This window comes from Listeria farberi (genome assembly GCF_014229295.1).
Taxonomy (GTDB): Bacteria; Bacillota; Bacilli; order Lactobacillales; family Listeriaceae; genus Listeria; species Listeria farberi.
Map to the genome: position 1 here is coordinate 40582 of NZ_JAARZL010000002.1, position 17557 is coordinate 58138.

The 17557-nt window shown below is 38.7% G+C and carries 29 protein-coding genes; 24 read left to right on the forward strand and 5 right to left on the reverse strand.

Features of this window, described 5'->3' with window-relative positions; translation table 11 throughout:
* The first annotated feature begins 106 nt into the window (after positions 1-106).
* The 17 genes from HCB38_RS07740 (at position 107) to HCB38_RS07820 (ending at position 9307) form a co-directional block, all read left to right on the forward strand.
* A complete protein-coding gene (locus tag HCB38_RS07740; protein WP_185638131.1) occupies positions 107-850 on the forward strand; it encodes a hypothetical protein in 744 nt (247 codons plus the stop codon).
* Positions 851-1228, forward strand: a complete 378-nt coding sequence (locus HCB38_RS07745; RefSeq protein ID WP_070260946.1) for a group I intron-associated PD-(D/E)XK endonuclease — start codon at positions 851-853, stop codon at positions 1226-1228.
* A gap of 4 nt (positions 1229-1232) precedes the next feature.
* Entirely contained in the window at positions 1233-1772 is a 540-nt protein-coding gene (locus HCB38_RS07750; RefSeq protein ID WP_185638134.1) for a hypothetical protein, read from the forward strand.
* Between the two features lie 21 nt (positions 1773-1793).
* The gene (locus HCB38_RS07755) at positions 1794-3959 is read left to right on the forward strand and encodes a DNA polymerase (protein ID WP_185638136.1); all 2166 of its coding nucleotides are present in this window, start codon (positions 1794-1796) and stop codon (positions 3957-3959) included.
* Positions 3960-4316 carry a hypothetical protein gene (locus HCB38_RS07760; RefSeq protein ID WP_185638138.1) on the forward strand — a complete coding sequence of 119 codons (357 nt, stop codon included), beginning with the start codon at positions 3960-3962 and terminating at the stop codon, positions 4314-4316. It abuts the gene before it with no gap.
* Positions 4313-4561, forward strand: a complete 249-nt coding sequence (locus HCB38_RS07765; RefSeq protein WP_185638140.1) for a hypothetical protein — start codon at positions 4313-4315, stop codon at positions 4559-4561. Before HCB38_RS07760 ends, HCB38_RS07765 begins: the two co-directional genes overlap by 4 nt.
* Complete coding sequence (locus HCB38_RS07770; protein WP_185638142.1) at positions 4558-4722, forward strand: hypothetical protein; 165 nt, start codon at positions 4558-4560, stop codon at positions 4720-4722. The genes HCB38_RS07765 and HCB38_RS07770 overlap by 4 nt, the downstream gene beginning before the upstream one ends.
* Positions 4723-5003: 281 nt before the next feature.
* Entirely contained in the window at positions 5004-5732 is a 729-nt protein-coding gene (locus HCB38_RS07775) for a hypothetical protein (protein ID WP_185638143.1), read from the forward strand.
* On the forward strand, positions 5719-6084 hold the full coding sequence (locus HCB38_RS07780; protein ID WP_185638145.1) for a hypothetical protein: 366 nt from the start codon (positions 5719-5721) through the stop codon (positions 6082-6084). Before HCB38_RS07775 ends, HCB38_RS07780 begins: the two co-directional genes overlap by 14 nt.
* A complete protein-coding gene (locus HCB38_RS07785) occupies positions 6077-6577 on the forward strand; it encodes a crossover junction endodeoxyribonuclease RuvC (RefSeq protein ID WP_185638147.1) in 501 nt (166 codons plus the stop codon). The genes HCB38_RS07780 and HCB38_RS07785 overlap by 8 nt, the downstream gene beginning before the upstream one ends.
* The gene (locus HCB38_RS07790; RefSeq protein WP_185638149.1) at positions 6577-6786 is read left to right on the forward strand and encodes a hypothetical protein; all 210 of its coding nucleotides are present in this window, start codon (positions 6577-6579) and stop codon (positions 6784-6786) included. The genes HCB38_RS07785 and HCB38_RS07790 overlap by 1 nt, the downstream gene beginning before the upstream one ends.
* Positions 6787-6845: 59 nt before the next feature.
* A complete protein-coding gene (locus HCB38_RS07795; RefSeq protein ID WP_185638151.1) occupies positions 6846-7070 on the forward strand; it encodes a thioredoxin family protein in 225 nt (74 codons plus the stop codon).
* A gap of 34 nt (positions 7071-7104) precedes the next feature.
* Positions 7105-7668: a 3D domain-containing protein gene (locus HCB38_RS07800; protein WP_185638153.1), complete on the forward strand. Its 564-nt coding sequence runs from the start codon at positions 7105-7107 to the stop codon at positions 7666-7668.
* Positions 7665-8033 carry a cyclic-phosphate processing receiver domain-containing protein gene (locus HCB38_RS07805; protein ID WP_185638155.1) on the forward strand — a complete coding sequence of 123 codons (369 nt, stop codon included), beginning with the start codon at positions 7665-7667 and terminating at the stop codon, positions 8031-8033. Before HCB38_RS07800 ends, HCB38_RS07805 begins: the two co-directional genes overlap by 4 nt.
* Positions 8034-8161: 128 nt before the next feature.
* Positions 8162-8695, forward strand: a complete 534-nt coding sequence (locus HCB38_RS07810; protein ID WP_185638157.1) for a DUF3310 domain-containing protein — start codon at positions 8162-8164, stop codon at positions 8693-8695.
* 41 nt (positions 8696-8736) lie between these two features.
* Positions 8737-9015 (forward strand): helix-turn-helix domain-containing protein, encoded by a 279-nt coding sequence (locus tag HCB38_RS07815; RefSeq protein WP_185438706.1) that lies wholly within the window; start codon positions 8737-8739, stop codon positions 9013-9015.
* On the forward strand, positions 9008-9307 hold the full coding sequence (locus HCB38_RS07820; protein ID WP_185638159.1) for a hypothetical protein: 300 nt from the start codon (positions 9008-9010) through the stop codon (positions 9305-9307). Before HCB38_RS07815 ends, HCB38_RS07820 begins: the two co-directional genes overlap by 8 nt.
* Positions 9308-9352: 45 nt before the next feature.
* Here the strand turns inward: HCB38_RS07820 and HCB38_RS07825 are convergent, their stop codons facing one another.
* Together HCB38_RS07825 and HCB38_RS07830 are read right to left on the reverse strand one after the other, a co-directional pair.
* Positions 9353-10003, reverse strand: coding sequence for a helix-turn-helix domain-containing protein (locus HCB38_RS07825; RefSeq protein ID WP_185638161.1), 651 nt, complete (start codon positions 10001-10003; stop codon positions 9353-9355).
* A gap of 134 nt (positions 10004-10137) precedes the next feature.
* The gene (locus tag HCB38_RS07830; protein ID WP_185638163.1) at positions 10138-10560 is read right to left on the reverse strand and encodes a helix-turn-helix domain-containing protein; all 423 of its coding nucleotides are present in this window, start codon (positions 10558-10560) and stop codon (positions 10138-10140) included.
* Positions 10561-10725: 165 nt separating this feature from the next.
* Between HCB38_RS07830 and HCB38_RS07835 the strand changes: the two genes are divergently transcribed.
* Both HCB38_RS07835 and HCB38_RS07840 read left to right on the forward strand, forming a co-directional pair.
* Positions 10726-11484, forward strand: a complete 759-nt coding sequence (locus HCB38_RS07835; protein WP_185638165.1) for a phage antirepressor KilAC domain-containing protein — start codon at positions 10726-10728, stop codon at positions 11482-11484.
* Positions 11468-11737, forward strand: a complete 270-nt coding sequence (locus tag HCB38_RS07840) for a hypothetical protein (protein ID WP_185638167.1) — start codon at positions 11468-11470, stop codon at positions 11735-11737. Before HCB38_RS07835 ends, HCB38_RS07840 begins: the two co-directional genes overlap by 17 nt.
* A 151-nt stretch (positions 11738-11888) precedes the next feature.
* Here the strand turns inward: HCB38_RS07840 and HCB38_RS07845 are convergent, their stop codons facing one another.
* The 3 genes from HCB38_RS07845 to HCB38_RS07855 form a co-directional block, all read right to left on the reverse strand.
* The gene (locus HCB38_RS07845; protein WP_185638169.1) at positions 11889-12041 is read right to left on the reverse strand and encodes a hypothetical protein; all 153 of its coding nucleotides are present in this window, start codon (positions 12039-12041) and stop codon (positions 11889-11891) included.
* A gap of 226 nt (positions 12042-12267) precedes the next feature.
* A complete protein-coding gene (locus HCB38_RS07850) occupies positions 12268-12609 on the reverse strand; it encodes a hypothetical protein (protein WP_185352204.1) in 342 nt (113 codons plus the stop codon).
* 152 nt (positions 12610-12761) lie between these two features.
* Positions 12762-13706: a tyrosine-type recombinase/integrase gene (locus HCB38_RS07855; protein WP_185638171.1), complete on the reverse strand. Its 945-nt coding sequence runs from the start codon at positions 13704-13706 to the stop codon at positions 12762-12764.
* 613 nt (positions 13707-14319) lie between these two features.
* On the opposite strand from HCB38_RS07855, the gene HCB38_RS07860 reads away from it, so the two are divergent.
* From HCB38_RS07860 to HCB38_RS07880, 5 genes are all read left to right on the forward strand, one after another.
* Positions 14320-14946 carry a GyrI-like domain-containing protein gene (locus tag HCB38_RS07860; RefSeq protein ID WP_185319258.1) on the forward strand — a complete coding sequence of 209 codons (627 nt, stop codon included), beginning with the start codon at positions 14320-14322 and terminating at the stop codon, positions 14944-14946.
* A gap of 103 nt (positions 14947-15049) precedes the next feature.
* Complete coding sequence (crcB, locus tag HCB38_RS07865) at positions 15050-15439, forward strand: fluoride efflux transporter CrcB (protein WP_185319257.1); 390 nt, start codon at positions 15050-15052, stop codon at positions 15437-15439.
* Positions 15429-15785, forward strand: coding sequence for a fluoride efflux transporter CrcB (gene crcB, locus HCB38_RS07870; protein ID WP_185319256.1), 357 nt, complete (start codon positions 15429-15431; stop codon positions 15783-15785). Before crcB (HCB38_RS07865) ends, crcB (HCB38_RS07870) begins: the two co-directional genes overlap by 11 nt.
* 94 nt (positions 15786-15879) lie before the next feature.
* Positions 15880-16260, forward strand: a complete 381-nt coding sequence (locus HCB38_RS07875; protein ID WP_185319255.1) for a hypothetical protein — start codon at positions 15880-15882, stop codon at positions 16258-16260.
* A gap of 132 nt (positions 16261-16392) precedes the next feature.
* Positions 16393-17535, forward strand: a complete 1143-nt coding sequence (locus HCB38_RS07880; RefSeq protein WP_185638173.1) for an Lmo2079 family surface lipoprotein — start codon at positions 16393-16395, stop codon at positions 17533-17535.
* Positions 17536-17557: the final 22 nt, after the last annotated feature.

Here is a 17557-nt window from a genome sequence, read left to right on the forward strand (position 1 = left end):
GTATCACTGGTTCAATTACGCTGGTACTGTTTTGCGGGCGTGGGAAAAGGGTGCACACTTTAAAACCGAGGCTCGAACAAAATAAAATGTTAAGGGGTTTTGCAAATTGGCAATTGTTGGTAAAGACGCAATTTCTTCATTAAAAAATGAGGGGCAAGACGGTGAAACAAAAAGTAAGTTTTCTCCGTTAAAATCAGGTACAACATTTTTAGTAAAAGCACTACCGACGGAAAATATTGCTGCATACGACAGCTACGGTATTTTCAAGAAGGTTAATAGTTTTGAAGCAGCTAATCCATCAGTGAAAAATGCGAAAGGCTTTGCCGTTGACGAATTGACGCCGTGGGACTTAGCTTCACAGTACTACCAAAATCAAGTAAACGTGTTAGTAGATGAAGGCAAAGACAAAGAAGATGCCGACGTTAAACCACTTCGCACAAAAGCTTCTGATTATCGCGCAAAACGTAAGTATATTATCCCGTTCATTGACCTAGAGGCTGGCGAAGTAATTTATATTGATTTCACAAAAAATCAAGCGGAAGTAATTATTGAGGCTATTGAGACATATGAGAATAAAGGTCGTTTAGAGACCACGCCATTTGAACTTTCAAAAACTGGGCAAAAGACAAAAGCGAAAGTTTCGTTAATGCCTACGTTCGAAGAGGACTTAAAAGGCGATGCTGCGAAGAACTTTGAAGAATTATCTGCAGAAAATGTGGCTGTTAATTTCGACGGTTTAACATTTATCGCGGATGAAAAGGCGCAAATTGAGTCGTTAGTTGCGTCCGGCTTTGACATTTCACTGATTGACTTAGAAGTTCCCGAAACAGATCCAACAGAGGCATTTTAATTGGCGCATGAAACGTCGATTCGCGGCGAAGTAAGCGAGCTAACCGCTTCCAGTCTACTCTTAACCGAGCTAGGCTGGGAAGTTAGCCGTCCGCTAGTTGCGGAGTGCTATGACCTTTTAGGGCGTGATCCGAAAACAGGCGAATATCACCGTGTGCAAGTAAAAACAGCAAGACGCCGCGCAGACCGCGAAAACCAGCCCGTGGTTTATGCAACAAAAAATAACGGTGAGCCTTATACCACTGATGAAGTTGACTGGATCATGGGCGTCGAGGGCAGTAAAGCTTACTTCTTTAAATGTCGCGATAAAAAAGAATATTGGTTAAATGAAACAGATTTACATAAAGCAGCAACACAATATACATTATTGGGAGCGTGAGCGAATGGTTAAAATAGTAAATGCAGATGGTTCGACGTTGGAAGGTAGCGTAGAAGAATTATTAGAGATTATTAAAAGCTTGTCAGAGGATACGTCAATGTCAAACACAAATGAAGTATATGTCCTTGGAAATACATATGAAAAAGTGGCAAACAAAGCTGAAAAAGGCGATTATATCATTTTTGAAGCTTCGGGTGTGAGCTGGATTACTCCGGGACGTCCATATTTTGTTGATCGAATTGATTCGTGTGGTGATGCAAGGGTAACAGACAATGACGGCGACGATTACGACACATCTGGAGATGAGTTTACTGTTTATAGAAAAAAGGAAGTCGATACTGATTCCGAAGAATTGAATAGTGATAACACCGCTTTGGGTGAGAATTTTGTAGTATTGAGTACACACGGAAATTATTTCGATGAAGGGGACTTAGTTTCTTTAAATGATAAATTGTTAGGTGGAGCAACTGCTGAATTTAAGCGTAATTATGACGGACAAGAACAAATATTACCCTATTATCAAGTGCGACGCGCTAGCAGATAAATAAAATGTAGGAGGTTCCGCATGGCACCAAAAATCAAACTAACGCTTAATAAAAAAGAGGATTCTGCCTGTAAGTCGGCACTGAATGCAGCTGCTGGGCGCAAAAAAGCAAGCATAGAGACGCTAGAAGATGCGTGGCAGCGTATTGATTCGCTTAATAATACACCCTCCGATCTACGTATAATCGCAGAAGTAAAAGAGGCAATGGAAGCAGGTAAAGTGGGGCGTGATCCTGCCGCAGTTGCAAAAGGAAGCAGACTCAGTAAAGCAGAAGTTAAACGTATTTATCCCGAAGTTAAAGCAATCAAGCAGCAGGAAATACTTGATAATATGGTTGCAAATATGCCCGAAAACTATTGGCTTATACAGACGAAGGAACGACTTAATGAGTTCCTAAACCTGATGAGCAAGGAAAATATAATGATTTTTGACGTAGAAACAACAGGCACAAATGTGTATCAAGACCGCTTGGTCGGGCATGTTTTGGGTTGTTATGCCGCAGATGTGCATGCGTATATTCCTGTAAAGCACGATACAGATGAGCTACAGCTAGACGGGGATTATGTCGCGGCAAAGCTGAAACCATTTTACGAAAATGCAACCGTAAAAAAAGTAGCACATAATGGGGGCTTTGATAAGGCGATTTTAGCGAATGATTTAGGGATTTCACTAAAAAATTTATACTTTGACACAATGCCTGCGATGGTCATGCTAAATGAAAACGAGCCAAGCTTCGCATTGAAAGACTTGGTAACTAAATACTTGAAAATCCCCTCACTAACATATAAAGATTTATTCGGAAATAAGGGATTTAATGAAGTGTCAGACCTGCATGTTGCCGCCGCTTATGCGATAAAAGACTCCGATGTAACTAAGAAATTAATGGACTTCCAACTAAAACACCTTAAACGGTACCCTTCAATTGAAAAATACTTTTTTGAGGTGGAAATGCCGTTTGTTTCGACGATCTTAGATACAGAGTCTACTGGGTTTGTTGTTGATATTGAATACGCCGCAAATTACGCAGAAAAACTTCACGCAGAAGCAAAAACTTTAGAGTTAGAACTTACAAAAAAACTTAATGGCATTAACATAAATAGTCCTATACAACTAAAACCCGAATTAGAAAAAGTAACTGGGCAGGTGCTGCCAAGTGTTGACGCAAAAAAAGTTTTAAAGCCACTTGCGAAAAAGTTTGAATTAATAAAAAAATATCTAACGTATAAACATGTAGATAAACTTTATAATACGTATATAAAAAAACTTCCTGAATTAATAGAGCCCGCAACCGGACGACTACATCCCAAATATCATGCCAATGGTACTGTGACTGGGCGGTTAAGTAGCTCTTCAAAGGATGATGAGTTGGATGCTTCTCAAATAACTAAAGGATTTAACGCTCAAAATCTACCTAAAAATGCGCGAGATTTAATATTAACGCCAAAAAACAAAGTTATAGTTGGGCTTGATTTCGGAAATCAGGAAGGACGTATAGCCGCCGCGAAAGTACAAGAGCCATTTCTTTTAGATGCGTTTAATTCAGGCAAAGACCCATACATAGCATTAGCGTCAATTGCCTATCACAAAGAATACGACGAAATTGGTAAAGATAGTGTCGAGCGAAAGCGCGCCAAAACAGGGTTTCTTGCCTATATTTACGGCACGGGCGATCGCACAATGGGCGAACAGCTGGGCATTTCAACGCATGAAGCGCATGAACTAAAGGAAAAACTAGGTCATCAAATGCCTCGGTTAAAACGATGGGCGCAAACACAACGCGATTTTGTTCGACGATATGGCTATGTTTGGATCGGCAAAGAGTGTCGAAAAAGGCGTTTACCTGACGCATTAAAAGGAGACTTCCGACCGCTTTTACAAAGTACCAACGCACCAATTCAAGGAGAAGCTGCCATACAGACAAAAATTACAATGAATAAAATGTGCGAAATGTTAGCCGAGTGGAGGCAGAACGGGCGCGATTTTAAACAACTTGCAACTGTTCACGATGAGATACTTATTGAAGCCCCGCTTGACATTACGGAACATGAGCGCGATAAACTAGTCGAAGTAATGACGCAGTCCTACCTGCTTGAGGGCGTTGAAAACGAAAGCGACGTTGAAATATATATGGAACGTTGGGGCGAAGCGATTCGCTGGCAAGAATTCACGGAGAAAAGAGGCTACTAAATGTCAAAATTAAAACTTGAAAATACTGATTTAGAAATGTTGAAAACAAAAGGAAATTTGATTATTAGCGAAACAGAATCTTACGAGGTAATTGACGTACTTCAAACGTACCAAGATTTTAGCAAAGTCAAAGAGCGTTTTATTGTTCGCCGCTCTGAAACAGGCGAGCATTTGGAGCTAGTTATTGTTCGAACATTCCGCAGCAGAACCGACTTAGCGGGGCGTATTAGTAGCGCAACAACAAAGCAGCTTACTGACGTATTGAAGAAGCGGCTAAATAGCGAACAAGATACCGCCACAATGAGTAACGACTTTCGTGACAAGTTATTACATGTGAAAAAGGAGCTGGGAATTTGAATCCTTTATACGATAAAATCCAGTTAGATATGAACAAAAAACATGTTATTGAGCTGACCACCGCGGAGCTTCTTCATGTTATAGCTGCTTATGGGGAGTCGTCTAAGGCATCTAGGGCAGTGGAGCTGTCTGACTTAAATGTTTTTACGCAGGATTTTCAAGGTATCATCGCCCCTAATACATATGACAAATTACTTGAATATGGCTATTCAGCAAATATCATTAGAGAGGAGTTTTTGGGATGAAAAATAAAACAGAATTCGAAAAAGGATATGAGAAAGGTATTTCAGATGCCATTACTGTTGTTAATATTGCAAGAGAGAGAGGCGAAACAGATTTGCGACAAGTGCACTCTTGGATTGAGTATGCAAAAGAAATTATTAATGAAGAGGGTGGCGAAGTTTGATTTTAAATGTACAAAAAGTTGCTAATGATTTTATCAAGTTACTAAATGAATATCACAGCTTGCCTGAAATTTGGGACGATCAACTAGATTCACAAATTCACAGATGGTATACCAAGCCTCCGAAAGTTTGGCCCGAAAGAAATGTACCGTATTTTAGTCCATCGAGCAGCGGCAGCAGTCAACACGAATTATTTTTAAAAATTGATGGAGCTCCACGCGATATTTGCGGACAACCCCCGCACCAAAAACGATGGACCACTATTGGAACTGCAACTGGTGACATGATTCAACGTGATTTACTATTTATTGAAAAGCACTTCGAAAACATGACTGGCAAGAAACCCGCGTTTGTGTTTGAGCGGAACGTCGACGGAACACCTATGTTTGAGGACTTCGCAAAAAAATGCGTTCCTGTCGCACACAACAACCACAAATTTAACCTATACGGAACGTGCGATGGCATTATGTTATATACGGACTCAGACGGAAAGCAACACAGAGTTGGACTCGAAATAAAATCGAAGCAAACTACATATAGTAAAACAAGCGACTACAGTATGCGCCAAGCCGACGAAAAACATATTAAACAAACGGTTGCTTATTCGCACATGTATCGCGATCCAAACACGGGTGCACCGCTTGATTACTACTTAATTTTGTACGTTAATTTGAGCAAAAAAAGTTGGTTCCAAACGTTTAAAGAAGCGCCAGACCTAAAATGTTTCGGCATTGAAATCGACGACAACGACCGTAGTGAACTCTTCGACTATTTTACTGAGGTTCTTGACGCTGTGGACTCGAAACAAGCGCCTGCATTCGAACTTGATTCGTGGACCTTTAATAATTTTAAAGATGCGACTGCCGAGTATTTAACTGACGAAGAAGTGGCGGAGGTTCGTGCGTATGTGCGACGTGTACGCGCGTCGGGGCAACCTGATTACGTGAAAACCCAATTAATGGACGCATACGAAGACTTAATAGAAAGAAGGGGTTCAAATGACAAAAAGTAAAATTACGCTAAATATCCCAGTTAATATTACGATAGAATTTGGCGAGCTGACAAAAAGTGAAGAGGTATCAGCCAAGCAAATTACTGGAAATATTACACCTAGTTTTATTCCATACGAAGACAAAATGTATGTAAAAGTCGATAGAGAACCTCAAGTTGACGATGTTGTGTTAATAAATAAATTCGATGCGCGAGTCGGCTGCTGGACTCGCCGAGTTACTGAACTACACTCAAATTACGACGGTGATTTCTTTATTGACCTCGAAATACAGGGTAAAAATTATTTTGATAGCTGGGAAGATGAATACATAGCTATCTATGAGCCTGTGAAAGGAAACAGCGAAAATGACTAAACCAAAGCGAATTTTGGCGTTCGATATTTCACTGGGGCAGCCCGGCGTTGCCTTAGTTGAAATTCGCAACGGACAAGCGACTATTATAGATAAGAGCAACATAAAAACGACCACAAAGGATTCTGCCGCAGTAAGAGCGTCAATCGTTTACGCTTGGGCTGTTCATTTTATCGAACGCAATCGAGGCAAAGGAATTGATTTTGTGGTCCGCGAGCTCTTTCAGGGGCGTACATGGAAGCAGAATGCACCCGTTTTTAGTGCTTGGGCTGCGGTAGATCAGGCGCTTAATGTGTTCGACTTAACATACACGGACGAGCCTATCACGCCAGGCACGCATTTTAAGACGGTAGTAGGAAATGGCAAAGCGTCCAAGCAAGAAGTTGCAGAAGCTGTTCGCAAATGGACCGGGTTCGATGGTGACTTTGAAAGCGATGATGAAAGCGATGCGTGCTCACTGGCGCTTTATAAAGCAATCAGGGAAGGACTGATTTAATGAAATATATACATAAAATTTCTTTATTTTTACTTATTTGGCTGTTATTTACCGCATTTGTTTACGTGGTGTTAGTCGGTATTGGTTGGCTCGGAACACTTTTCGGCTTAATTGCTGAAATTCCGGCAAATGCATTCGTGCTTGTTGCGCTAGCCGTCGGACTACTTTGCGGAATGGTTGCAATAACAGACGACGAAGGAGACGTATAACAATGAAAAGTTATTACATACTATCGCTTTTTAGTAAAGACAACTGTAGCCCTTGCGTATTGACAGGACTAGCCTTGCAACAGATTACACTACCGCAAAATGTTGTATTTGAAAAACGAAAATTAGAGATAGACGGCGAAGAAGTATTCCGCGCCTGTGGTGTGCAGTCAACGCCAACATTGATTTTATACCGCAGCACAGACGAAGGACAAATTGTCGAGGTTAAGCGTCATGTTGGCGGCGCAAATGTGGCTGCTATTGAAGCATTATTAGCAAACATATAGGAGGCTAACTATTCAAACTTTTATCGCAAGTATAATGCTGACAACAGCGCTTTCGACAGGCATAAGTCCACAGCTACCTTCGAAAGAGGCTGCGCAGTTATCTGTGGAACTAGCTCCAAATGCGCAAATATGGCGGGTGAACAGTGAGGTTAAAAGCCGACAAGTAGCCGAATTAAAGGACGTATTATCTGAACGCGATAAGGAAATCGAGCGTTTAAATTCACGGGTAAATGACGAACCAACTAATAAGACTCAAATTACAAAAACGTCCGAAAATGACGGGGAAACTACTTGGCAAACGGGTGAATTTACGGCGTACTACCCGGCAAACAATGCACTACAGGGCGGAACAGTTACAGCAAAAGGCGATAACTTATGTGACTCACTTTATTATGACAGCTATCAAATTGTTGCCGCTCCGCCTGAAATTCCGTTTGACACAGTATTAGAAATAGAAGTGGATGGGCAGGTAATAAAAGCAATTGTGCGAGATCGAGGCGGCGCAATTAAGGGCAATAAGTTCGATGTTGCTATGTCAAATAAAACAAATGCTTACGAGTTTGGACGAAAAAGTGGAAGGTGGCGAATTGTTGAATGAATATTTTTATCGATGATTTACGGGAAGCACCAGAAAAATATGATCAGGCGTTTACTACCGCAGAGAATTTTCTTGAGTGGTATGCGCTAAATGAACACCCTGAAATTGATTTAATTTCGCTTGACCATGATTTAGGTGACTACAATATGAACGGATATGATTTAATTAAGTTTTTAGTTGATTTTAATGTGTCTTTTCACAATATTCAATTCCATACGGACAACACAGAAGGATTTAAAAATATGTACTACTATGTAAAAGATGCAGCAGATAAAGGGCGGCTACCTGCGTTACAACACTTAGAAAAGCGTAAAGTTATCTGCGAAGACGGCGTCGAAACTTTTGCGTCTTACACGATTGTATAGGACTGCGATTAATGGGAACAATTTCTATTATTATGTTCAGTACGGCTTTTGGGATTTTAATAGCTGCATATTTTGCGCCTAGAACAATATTCAATAATAAAAAGAAACGCCTAAGGAGGAACCCGCGAATGAAACTATATCATACAGAAACACAAGAAGAGTATAATGCGTTGATGGCTGAGCTGGAAGCGGAAGGCTATAAGTGGAATGAAGTTGAAAAAGCCACCGAAAATAATGCTTGGGAGGTATTTAAAGATAACACTGTTGTGATAAAGGAATGTGACACGGATCTCACATTTGCCTCGAAAGGGTACTGCGAAAGAATTTACATTGATACCCCAATTGAAAAATACAAAGCAAAGCAAGATGAAGTTGCAAAATGGTACGATGACGCTGCAAATATGATGAAAGTATTATCTGCCGGAGGAGTATATATGAAAAACGAAAATAACGACAACGTAAACAATCCAGCACACTATAACACAGGAGGCATTGAAACGCTTGGCTACATTAAAGCAAAAGTAAAAGATTATCCGAGCTATGCCGCAGGAAATATACTTAAATACGTTTCTCGCTATGAACATAAAAACGGTATTGAAGACTTGAAGAAAGCACAGTTTTATTTGAATGATTTAATCGCTGAACTTGAAAAGGGGGCTTAATTACGGCAACTCTAAACGTATATACTTCGCCCTTGCAAGTATTGCTAAGGTACCAAAAAATCGAGGATTACGACTTATTAGGTTGCGACTTTGCCGAAGCGATCGACGATAAATTGACGCTAGAACAAGCAATTGTAGAAGCGAAACTCACACAACGACAACGCTTGCTTCTATGGGAGCGATTGGTCAACGGTCACACTGTTTGCGACATAGAAGAATTATACGGAATTGCACACGCAACAATTAGCGAACATATTAGCATAGCAGCAAAGAAGCTTGTGCGTGTCTATATGCGATGGGAAAGGGGCGAAAATGATTAACGACGAATTATGGCGCGATGAATTGGAGAAAGAACTATCCGCGCTAATGAAAGAAGCAAAAAGGGGTGAGCTTTCGCTTGAATGGCGGAAGCAGTTTATCGAAGAAATGACGGAAACACACGGCATCAAAGTCGGCGACCCACTACTTATTCGCATGGCGGATCTGCTACTTGCGGAATATATCGGCAGCACAGAAAGCTGGAAAGGGCGTCAAAAAGATGCGTTCCTAACCGATAATATGTACGAAGCTAGAATTGCATTAGACTCGAAAATCACAAATGAATTATTATAGCATAGAAAAAGCGCCTTACTATCGCAGTAAGGCGCTTTTAAGCTCTTATAATGTTGGCGAGAAAACGGGAGGGTACTCAATACAGAGTGTTTTTTTAGTTAACTTATCAAGAAGTGTGGATTCATCATTTTCACTTATATCATTATTCATTTTCACCAACGACTGAGCAAAATTTTTTTTCACTTCGTTAGCAATGGCAGACTCAAACCTATCAATAAATTGGAGCTTAAACGGTTTACTTAAACTTTCGAAAATAACGTCCCTAAACAGGATTTCTTCATCAATTTGATCATAAATTAGCTCGAGATTTAAAGAATCATTTTCTTCTATACTGAAAAAGCAACGTTTGTTTAAACCACCTGATAAAGAAATAGTTTGTTTTGTCGCTCCTTTTTCAACATCTATAAAGAGCTCAAATTTGAAGTCTGTGATTTCATAATTTATCAAAAAATCTTCTATTTTAAATTCATTCGTATATATAGAAATATCGAAATTTATCGGGCTGTACTCAAAAAAATCCTCTGGAGCTACCTCCAAGTACCTACATAAAATATCAATTGTATCTATTTGAATCATTTTACTGTCATTTTGGGCTATCGCTGTTACAGTAGACCTCGAGATACCTGTATCTTTAGCAACTCTACTTATTTTTAGATTTCTCTCAGCTATTAATACAGACAATCTATTACGAATCATAACGCGCCACCTCCGTTTCAATTGTAGCGCATCCACTACAAAATATCAATAAAAACTACAGAAAAAGTTGACAACAGACTATAATAATGTTAAAGTTAGCACGAAAATGACTTCGATGCACTACAAAAAGACATTTAATCTGAATTCGAGATAAATTCTGCTGAAATTTTTCCGTCAGAAAAAGTATATCTGGTGAAAGAGCCATTATCGTTAGTGTAATAAAGCGGATTACGTACCACCCTAAAAGCTTCTTCAAATATTTCTTCAGAAGACATTTCTGGGTTTCTTTCCTCAAGAAGATTCATCAATTCGAGAATTTCTTCGTTTTGTCTGTCGACAACCCCTAGTGCTAGTAATTTAGAAGGATCTCCGTTTAAAATCGTTGCCAACGTATAACTAACTTTGAAAGAAGGTGGCGGCATATGCCCATTCTTTAACTTACTGAGGTACGAAACAGTAACGGGGGTATCGTATTCATTGGAAGCTTCACTTATATCCTTTAAAGAAAGACCGGATTTATCAATCAAGTCTTTTAACTCCTGATTATAGTAGTTCATGTAAATCAACTCCTTAAACACATTGTATTATTTGTTGACTAAAAAATCAAAAGAAAGATAACTTGTTCATTGACTAATCAATCAACTGATGGTATTGTACTAATATGGAAGTAACAGCTTACATCTGTTTACATAAATAATTCAAATTAGAAAGGGAAGATGCAAATGCAAGAATTAGTAGCAACACACCAAAACGAAAGTGGAGATATTATTGTAAGTGCCCGAGATCTACACGAATTTCTCGAGGTCAAAACAAAATATAAAGATTGGTTCCCGCGCATGATTGAGTACGGATTTGTTGAAAACACTGACTTTATATTGGTTGCTCAAAAAAGAGCCACCAAAAATCCTAAGAATCCGTATACGGAAATACTCGACCACCACATTAAACTACCAATGGCGAAAGAAATTTCAATGTTACAGCGCACAGAGAAAGGTAAACAAGCACGCCGCTACTTCTTAGCAGTTGAAGCCGCTTGGAATTCGCCTGAAATGATTATGAGCCGTGCACTTGAAATCGCCAACCAACAGCAACAACAAATGATTTCCCAGCTTGCCGAACTTGAACCAAAAGCGCAATATTACGATTTAGTTCTGCAAAGTCCTTCACTTATTAAGGTCACGGAAATCGCCAAAGATTATGGCTTCTCCGCACGCCATTTAAACAGTTTACTATGCGATTATGGTATTCAGTACAATCTTAGCGGCACTTGGTTTTTACACCAAAAATACGCCGATAAAGGCTATACGCACAGTAAAACATATGCTCGACCTGACGGCGGCACTAGTAGCCACACATATTGGACGCAAACCGGACGCCTATTCATTTATGAAACATTGAAAGAAAAGGGCATTTATCCGTTGCTAGAACGCCAAGAAATCGAACAGCAAAGCGAGGTTACTTACATTGAATCTAACGTCTAATTTTAAAGAAAAAGACCCATGCGCCAACATGAGTCGAAATACAGTTTACGCGCAATGCGTAACTCAAAACCAACTCAATTTTATACCAGAAAGCTCAAATATGCAACATTTTTCTGCTAAAGAATTAGCTAAAGCCGCTTCTTTTATACACAAAATCCCGCCAGAGCTCGCATCAATCGACACGCAGGCACTCATTGGTATTATTGCGATTGCGCTCCGTCATCAGAGTTGCGCTCGTCCAGCCACGCTCTGACTTGCGCAAGATCTTCCGCAGTTGCTAGTGTTGTTATAAAACGCTTAGCGGTCGACTTCGCCACTCGGTACTGCCTGTTTTCTTTGTGTTTTGCGTCCCATTCATCAGCAGCACGCCGTTGTGCCGCGCTTGTTTTCGGTTTCACGATTAATCACCGCCTAATTTTCAGCAGGGCTACGAGGCAGGCTAGCGTCACAATAATTGCGATAGAAGTCGCGACAATATTATAGAAGAAAGTCGCTAAACCGTTTACGGCAATAACTGCCAGCGCCAGCCAAATCGCTTGTTTTGTTTGCTTTTTCATAGCGTCACGTGCTAAAATTTATTAGAGGAGCAGGCGAGTCAATTTCGACCCGCTTGCCAAGTTACTAACCGTTTTTGTTATCGTTTTTCTCGCTAAGCTTTACTAGGGCAACTGCGAGGGTGACGATTTCGAGAACGGTTTTTATGTCCTCTAACAATCTGCTCACGTTTTCAACTCCTTTCTATATTTATATTATACGTTATAACGTATATGAAAGTCAAGCTTTTTAATACCAACTACTTGATTCTAACGCTTCGCCTTCTTCGTAGCGGACAAAATCGTCCCAACCGTGGTAACCCGGCAATGCGTCCTTTGTTGCGCCGCCTTTAATCATTTTTGTAATGGAGTAATCTTCTTTATTGCTAAATGCGGAACTTGTGAATTCGTGGGGGATTGGCATTTCACTGCGGCTCATATTTGAGTGAATTTCTACAATGCGTTTTTTGATAGGGCGGAGTGTAACGCTTTTAGGTGTGCGCTTAACTACTTGCCAGAAACTTACGTTTGTTTGTTCGTATCCCCAACTTGTGCAAAAAATATCGTTTACCTTAATTTCTTCTAATAACATAATAAAATCGCTCCTTTAAATGTGTGGTTTGTTTATAATTACATTATACGTTATAACGTATATAATTGTCAACTATTATTCGCAAATAAGCGAGAAAATATCAAAAAAGAAACCACGTAATAATTAGATTTAAAACGTAGTTTCTTTCACCCTTATTTAAATATATCGCCGTAATCTGCCTTTAGCTTCGCCTGGTTTTTTAAATCACTCCCCCAAAGTTGCACATACTGCTTCGTCACTTCGATTGAGTTATGCCCCAAAAGCGAAGCCAAACTGAATGGATCAATACCCGCAAGTACGGCTTGCTTTGCATAAGTACGTCGGCACATGTGTGGACTTACATTTTTTTTAACCCCGCTTAGTATTGTAATTGACTTCAAATGCTCCTGAAAAGTACGTGAGCGCAACCGTTCATTCTCAATATTAACAAATAGAAACGGTGTAGCAAGTTGTCCACGAACTTTTATATATATTTTTAAGCGTGCAACCATATCCCCAGATAGATATACGACGCGTTGACTTAAGTTTTTAGTCTCTGTAATTACTATATAATCCTCATGCACATCATCAACTTTAATATGCAAGCATTCATTAATACGTATTCCGGTATCAAGCAACAGTTGAAATATTGTCAAGTTTCGAAATGCGCGGAATGTATTTTTTTTCTTGAACTCGCGCACAATTAATTTAATTTCATTGCGTTCTAATGTTTCATATATTTTACGGCGTACTCTCAGTTTGTGCACTTTTTCCGCAACATTGGTCGCAGTTAACCTCTGTTCGTATAAAAAGTTATAAAATGCCCTTATACAACTCAGTTTACTGTTTATGCTTGTCGTTTTTAACCTCGTCATCCAAAGTTCAATAACGCAGTGAATATCAGGTGCAGTAATTTCCGTAAACCTTTTCTCGATAGATAAATCATCTAGTGAGCGTCTAAAAGTATGCAGTCCAACTTCGTAAAATTTCAGTGTCGATGGGCGCACGTTCTTAATATAACGTGATTTAATAAACATTTCAACAACTTCTTCGTCTGAATAAACAGACACTTCACCGAGTAACGCAAGTTCCTGTTGTGTTAGCTCTTTTTTTCGCATAAAAAAACACCCCTCATAAATTTGTAGGCGCGTTATGTTTTCCCTATATATAACTGTGTGTGAGTTGTTTAATTCCGGTCTAAAGCGGGCTATTATGCGATCTAGGCCCTCAACCTAGCGCGTCTGCCGATTCCGCCACGACCGCGTATGCGTAGCAAAACTAATTATAATATTGATTCTGTTATTTTGTCAATAAAATCTAGCAATATACCTAGGGAAAAGTAAACACCTTCTTGTATAATAAGTAGTACTAACTTTAATCATAGGGAGAGTTAATAATGAAAGTATCCCAGCTAAAAATGATACATAATGAAAAAAAGATTTCTAAGATAAAAAAGGATTTTCAGTTACTAGAAAATATCAGATGGAGAAATTAAAAACATCAGATGCGAAAGGAAATATTTTAAGATATATTGGGAAGGAAGAAATTGCAGATTTTTTGGGAGCATTATGCACTTTATACAATAATACATAATATATCAGCTCTTAGTTAGGCAGGACAAGATAAATCACGTAATTTAGAGAAGTTAATAAATTTTGCAGTAAAAATGGCAACTAGTTATGATAATTTTCAAAAGCTAATACCAAAATGGATGAACGAGGAGGAATTCAAATGACTGAAAAGAAAATTGATTTTAAAAAAGAGGAAAAGAAATTCTATGCACCTAAAAGGAAACCAGAGCGTATTTTTGTACCAGAAATGAATTTTTTGATGGTGGATGGGAAAGGTGACCCGGATGGTGAAGAATACCAAAAGGCGGTGCAGTCTCTTTATGCGATTGCGTACACGATTAAAATGAGCAAGATGGGCGAGACGCGTTTGGATGGTTATGCGGATTTTGTTGTACCGCCGCTGGAAGGTTTTTGGTGGTCTGAAGAGAAGTTTGATTTAAAGGACAGAGATGCGTGGCTTTGGACATCTATTCTTAGACAACCAGACTTTGTCACCGAAGAAGTGGTGGAATGGGCGAAAGAGCTTGCTAAGAAGAAAAAGCCTGATGTTGATACGAGTCGTGTGAAATTGATTCGTTTTGAAGAAGGGGAATGTGTACAAATGATGCATATTGGTCCTTTTAGTGAAGAAGTGAAAACGGTCGCGGAAATGCACCAATTCATGGAAACAGAAGGGCTTCATAATGATACGGGGGCTGCTCGTAAACATCACGAAATTTATTTAAGCGATCCACGTAAAGTAGACCCAGAAAAAATGAAGACCATCCTTCGACTTCCAGTGAGTTGAATAATTGGAATGTTTTGCGTTATAGTATAGAAGAAATAGGAAAAGGCTGCTGCCCGGAATGAAATATTTCAGGGCGTTTTTTTGTGAGGTGGGATTTTAAAAGATGTATTTTTTATATGTGGGAATTTTTGGTGCATTAGGTGGGATGTGCCGTTATGCGATGAATTTATTGCTTGGTGGCGGAAGTTTTCCTTATGCAACGTTAACAGTTAATTTAATTGGTTGTTTTTTGTTAGCTTTTTTAATGCGGTTTTTAGCGGGGAAAACGGGTATTTCCTTAGTGCTTTTAAATGGAATTGGAACAGGTTTTATTGGTGCTTTCACTACGTTCTCGGCATTTAGTGTGGAGACGATTCAACTAATCCAAAAGGGTGAAATGTTTTTTGCGATTGGTTATGTTTTTGTTAGCTTAATGGGAGGGCTCGCTATGGTGAAGCTCGGTAATATATTTAGTAATAAGCTTTTGAAAAGAGGTTCGCATCATGTTGGTTAATTTCTTACTCGTTGGTTTTGGAGCTGGCCTTGGTGCGATTTTACGTTACGGAATTTCTGTATTAGTTAAAAGTAAATGGAAGACTAACTTTCCTTATGCGACATTTTTTATTAATATAACAGGGTCATTTTTGTTGGGGTTTGTTGTTTCTTCTGCACTTGGACCAGGTTGGCAGCTTTTTTTAGGCACTGGATTTATGGGGGGATATACTACTTTTTCGACCTTCAAACTAGAAAGCATGGAACTAAAATGGAAAACGAATTATCGTGTATTATTTTCCTATATGGGATTAACATACATATTTGGCTTGTTGGCGGCTTTTAGTGGGATTTTGATGGGTGTATAAGAATTGTTTAAGAAAATAAGAAAACGATTGCCTGAGATTGGTGTAAATGCTATGCTAGAAAGAACGATAAGCTTCAGAGAGGACGAGAACGAGAATGGCAGGTTTTAAGAAGATAATTATACCCATTATACTCAGCGTATTATTTTTAGCAGGCTGTAACCAAGAGGAGGTTCCATATTTAGTGCTTGATGGGACAGTAACGGATGCTAGTTTGTTAGAAAATAATAGTGAACTAACAGTAAATGGCACGTTAACATGGAGCGGCGAGAAGAATAATTATGCAAGTGAACTTATTGTAACTGTTAATAGTAATACAGCTGTGACAAATGAAACGACTGGTAAAGCGATAAAATTAGCTGATATTAAAGACGGGGACACTGTTAAAGCTGTTTTTCCCCAAGGCACGAATGTGACTTCTCCTGCTCCTGGGAAAATTTCTGAAAATGCTACTTCCTTAAAAGTGACTCCAAAATAAAAAGTGTGCCTGTTCTTTGGGCACGTTTTTTTATTTGAAATTGTGTCAGACTAGTGAATTATTGGGGATTTGCTTGTTTTCTATATCCAAATTGTGTTAGTTTTAGTATATTAACTAAGCAGGAGGAAAAAGATGAAAAAAGGGATTTTATTTTCAATTCTGTTAGCTTTAGCGCTTGTAATTAGTGCTTGTGGAGAGAGCCCAGCAGAAAAAGCAGCAAAAACACCACAAGGGAAATTTGTTCAAGCAATAAAAAACGGGGCTAATGTACCGGACCAATCTACTTATACTACTTCGTTTGCAGTTACAGATATTCAAATGGCAAAGAGTGATTCTAGTGCGCAAACATTAGGTATTTTGAAAGATATTAAATTTTCAATAACATCTTCCACGGATAAAAAGTCAGATAAGGCGGAAGCAAAATTAAATATCACGTCTACTAACAACTTATTTCCGATTTCAGTTGATTTAGATTTCTTAGTGGATTCAAAAACTGGTAATACATATATACCACTTAAAACCATTGTACAGCCTGATGAATCGTTACTTAGTTATTTAGACCAAGTTACTGGTGGAATGTGGTCAAAAATTAATACTGAGTACCCAGATTTAAAAAACAAATATATCAGTTCAGAAGAATTAACGAGTTCTTTAACTGGCGAAGGTAAAGCGGAAACAGCTGTTGATACGAAGAAATTTGAAGCTGCAGCAAAAAACTTAAATAAAAAAACAACAAAACTATTGGACAATTATTTTAGTAGCTTAGACCAAGAACGTTTTAAAGAAGCGAAAGATGGAACAGTGAGTGTCACGCTTAAAAATGCGGATTTTGCTAAGATGTGTACAGACTTTGCAAAACTAATGGACGACGAAAAAGTTAAAGCAGATTTCAAAGTATTAGTAGAGAGTCAAGGTTCTGAATCAGTAACAGATTTTGATGCTTCCTACACAGAACTTCAAACAAATCTAGAGGATGCTTCTAAAAAATTAAAAGAAAATAAAAACACCACAATTGATATGAAAGTATCGCTGAAATCTGGAAAAGAAAATACATTAGATACGCTAACTTTGAAAACAAAAATAGAAGAAAAATCAGATGGAAATTCTCCAGAATCAATTAGCTTTACTACGAAAACTAAAGCAGAAAAATTTGTACCTATTGATGATTTCCCAACAAAAGATCAAATTATTTCTAGTGAAGAATTAAATAAAATTATTACAGAAATTACCACTCAAATGTATGGTGGAATGGATTTAACTGAATCTAATTATTAATCTACTTTAAAAACGTAGCGGC

Coding starts and splice junctions, on each gene's coding strand:
- HCB38_RS07790 (WP_185638149.1), top strand. CDS start 6,577: ATGAAATATATACATAAAATTTCTTTATTTTTACTTATTTGGCTGTTA.
- HCB38_RS07810 (WP_185638157.1), top strand. CDS start 8,162: ATGAAACTATATCATACAGAAACACAAGAAGAGTATAATGCGTTGATG.
- HCB38_RS07775 (WP_185638143.1), top strand. CDS start 5,004: ATGATTCAACGTGATTTACTATTTATTGAAAAGCACTTCGAAAACATG.
- HCB38_RS07750 (WP_185638134.1), top strand. CDS start 1,233: ATGGTTAAAATAGTAAATGCAGATGGTTCGACGTTGGAAGGTAGCGTA.
- HCB38_RS07850 (WP_185352204.1), bottom strand. CDS start 12,609: ATGTTATTAGAAGAAATTAAGGTAAACGATATTTTTTGCACAAGTTGG.
- HCB38_RS07825 (WP_185638161.1), bottom strand. CDS start 10,003: ATGATTCGTAATAGATTGTCTGTATTAATAGCTGAGAGAAATCTAAAA.
- HCB38_RS07780 (WP_185638145.1), top strand. CDS start 5,719: ATGACAAAAAGTAAAATTACGCTAAATATCCCAGTTAATATTACGATA.
- HCB38_RS07755 (WP_185638136.1), top strand. CDS start 1,794: ATGGCACCAAAAATCAAACTAACGCTTAATAAAAAAGAGGATTCTGCC.
- HCB38_RS07860 (WP_185319258.1), top strand. CDS start 14,320: ATGACTGAAAAGAAAATTGATTTTAAAAAAGAGGAAAAGAAATTCTAT.
- HCB38_RS07835 (WP_185638165.1), top strand. CDS start 10,726: ATGCAAGAATTAGTAGCAACACACCAAAACGAAAGTGGAGATATTATT.
- HCB38_RS07830 (WP_185638163.1), bottom strand. CDS start 10,560: ATGAACTACTATAATCAGGAGTTAAAAGACTTGATTGATAAATCCGGT.
- HCB38_RS07845 (WP_185638169.1), bottom strand. CDS start 12,041: ATGAAAAAGCAAACAAAACAAGCGATTTGGCTGGCGCTGGCAGTTATT.
- HCB38_RS07880 (WP_185638173.1), top strand. CDS start 16,393: ATGAAAAAAGGGATTTTATTTTCAATTCTGTTAGCTTTAGCGCTTGTA.
- HCB38_RS07800 (WP_185638153.1), top strand. CDS start 7,105: ATGCTGACAACAGCGCTTTCGACAGGCATAAGTCCACAGCTACCTTCG.
- HCB38_RS07855 (WP_185638171.1), bottom strand. CDS start 13,706: ATGCGAAAAAAAGAGCTAACACAACAGGAACTTGCGTTACTCGGTGAA.
- crcB (WP_185319256.1), top strand. CDS start 15,429: ATGTTGGTTAATTTCTTACTCGTTGGTTTTGGAGCTGGCCTTGGTGCG.
- crcB (WP_185319257.1), top strand. CDS start 15,050: ATGTATTTTTTATATGTGGGAATTTTTGGTGCATTAGGTGGGATGTGC.
- HCB38_RS07805 (WP_185638155.1), top strand. CDS start 7,665: ATGAATATTTTTATCGATGATTTACGGGAAGCACCAGAAAAATATGAT.
- HCB38_RS07820 (WP_185638159.1), top strand. CDS start 9,008: ATGATTAACGACGAATTATGGCGCGATGAATTGGAGAAAGAACTATCC.
- HCB38_RS07785 (WP_185638147.1), top strand. CDS start 6,077: ATGACTAAACCAAAGCGAATTTTGGCGTTCGATATTTCACTGGGGCAG.
- HCB38_RS07760 (WP_185638138.1), top strand. CDS start 3,960: ATGTCAAAATTAAAACTTGAAAATACTGATTTAGAAATGTTGAAAACA.
- HCB38_RS07875 (WP_185319255.1), top strand. CDS start 15,880: ATGGCAGGTTTTAAGAAGATAATTATACCCATTATACTCAGCGTATTA.
- HCB38_RS07770 (WP_185638142.1), top strand. CDS start 4,558: ATGAAAAATAAAACAGAATTCGAAAAAGGATATGAGAAAGGTATTTCA.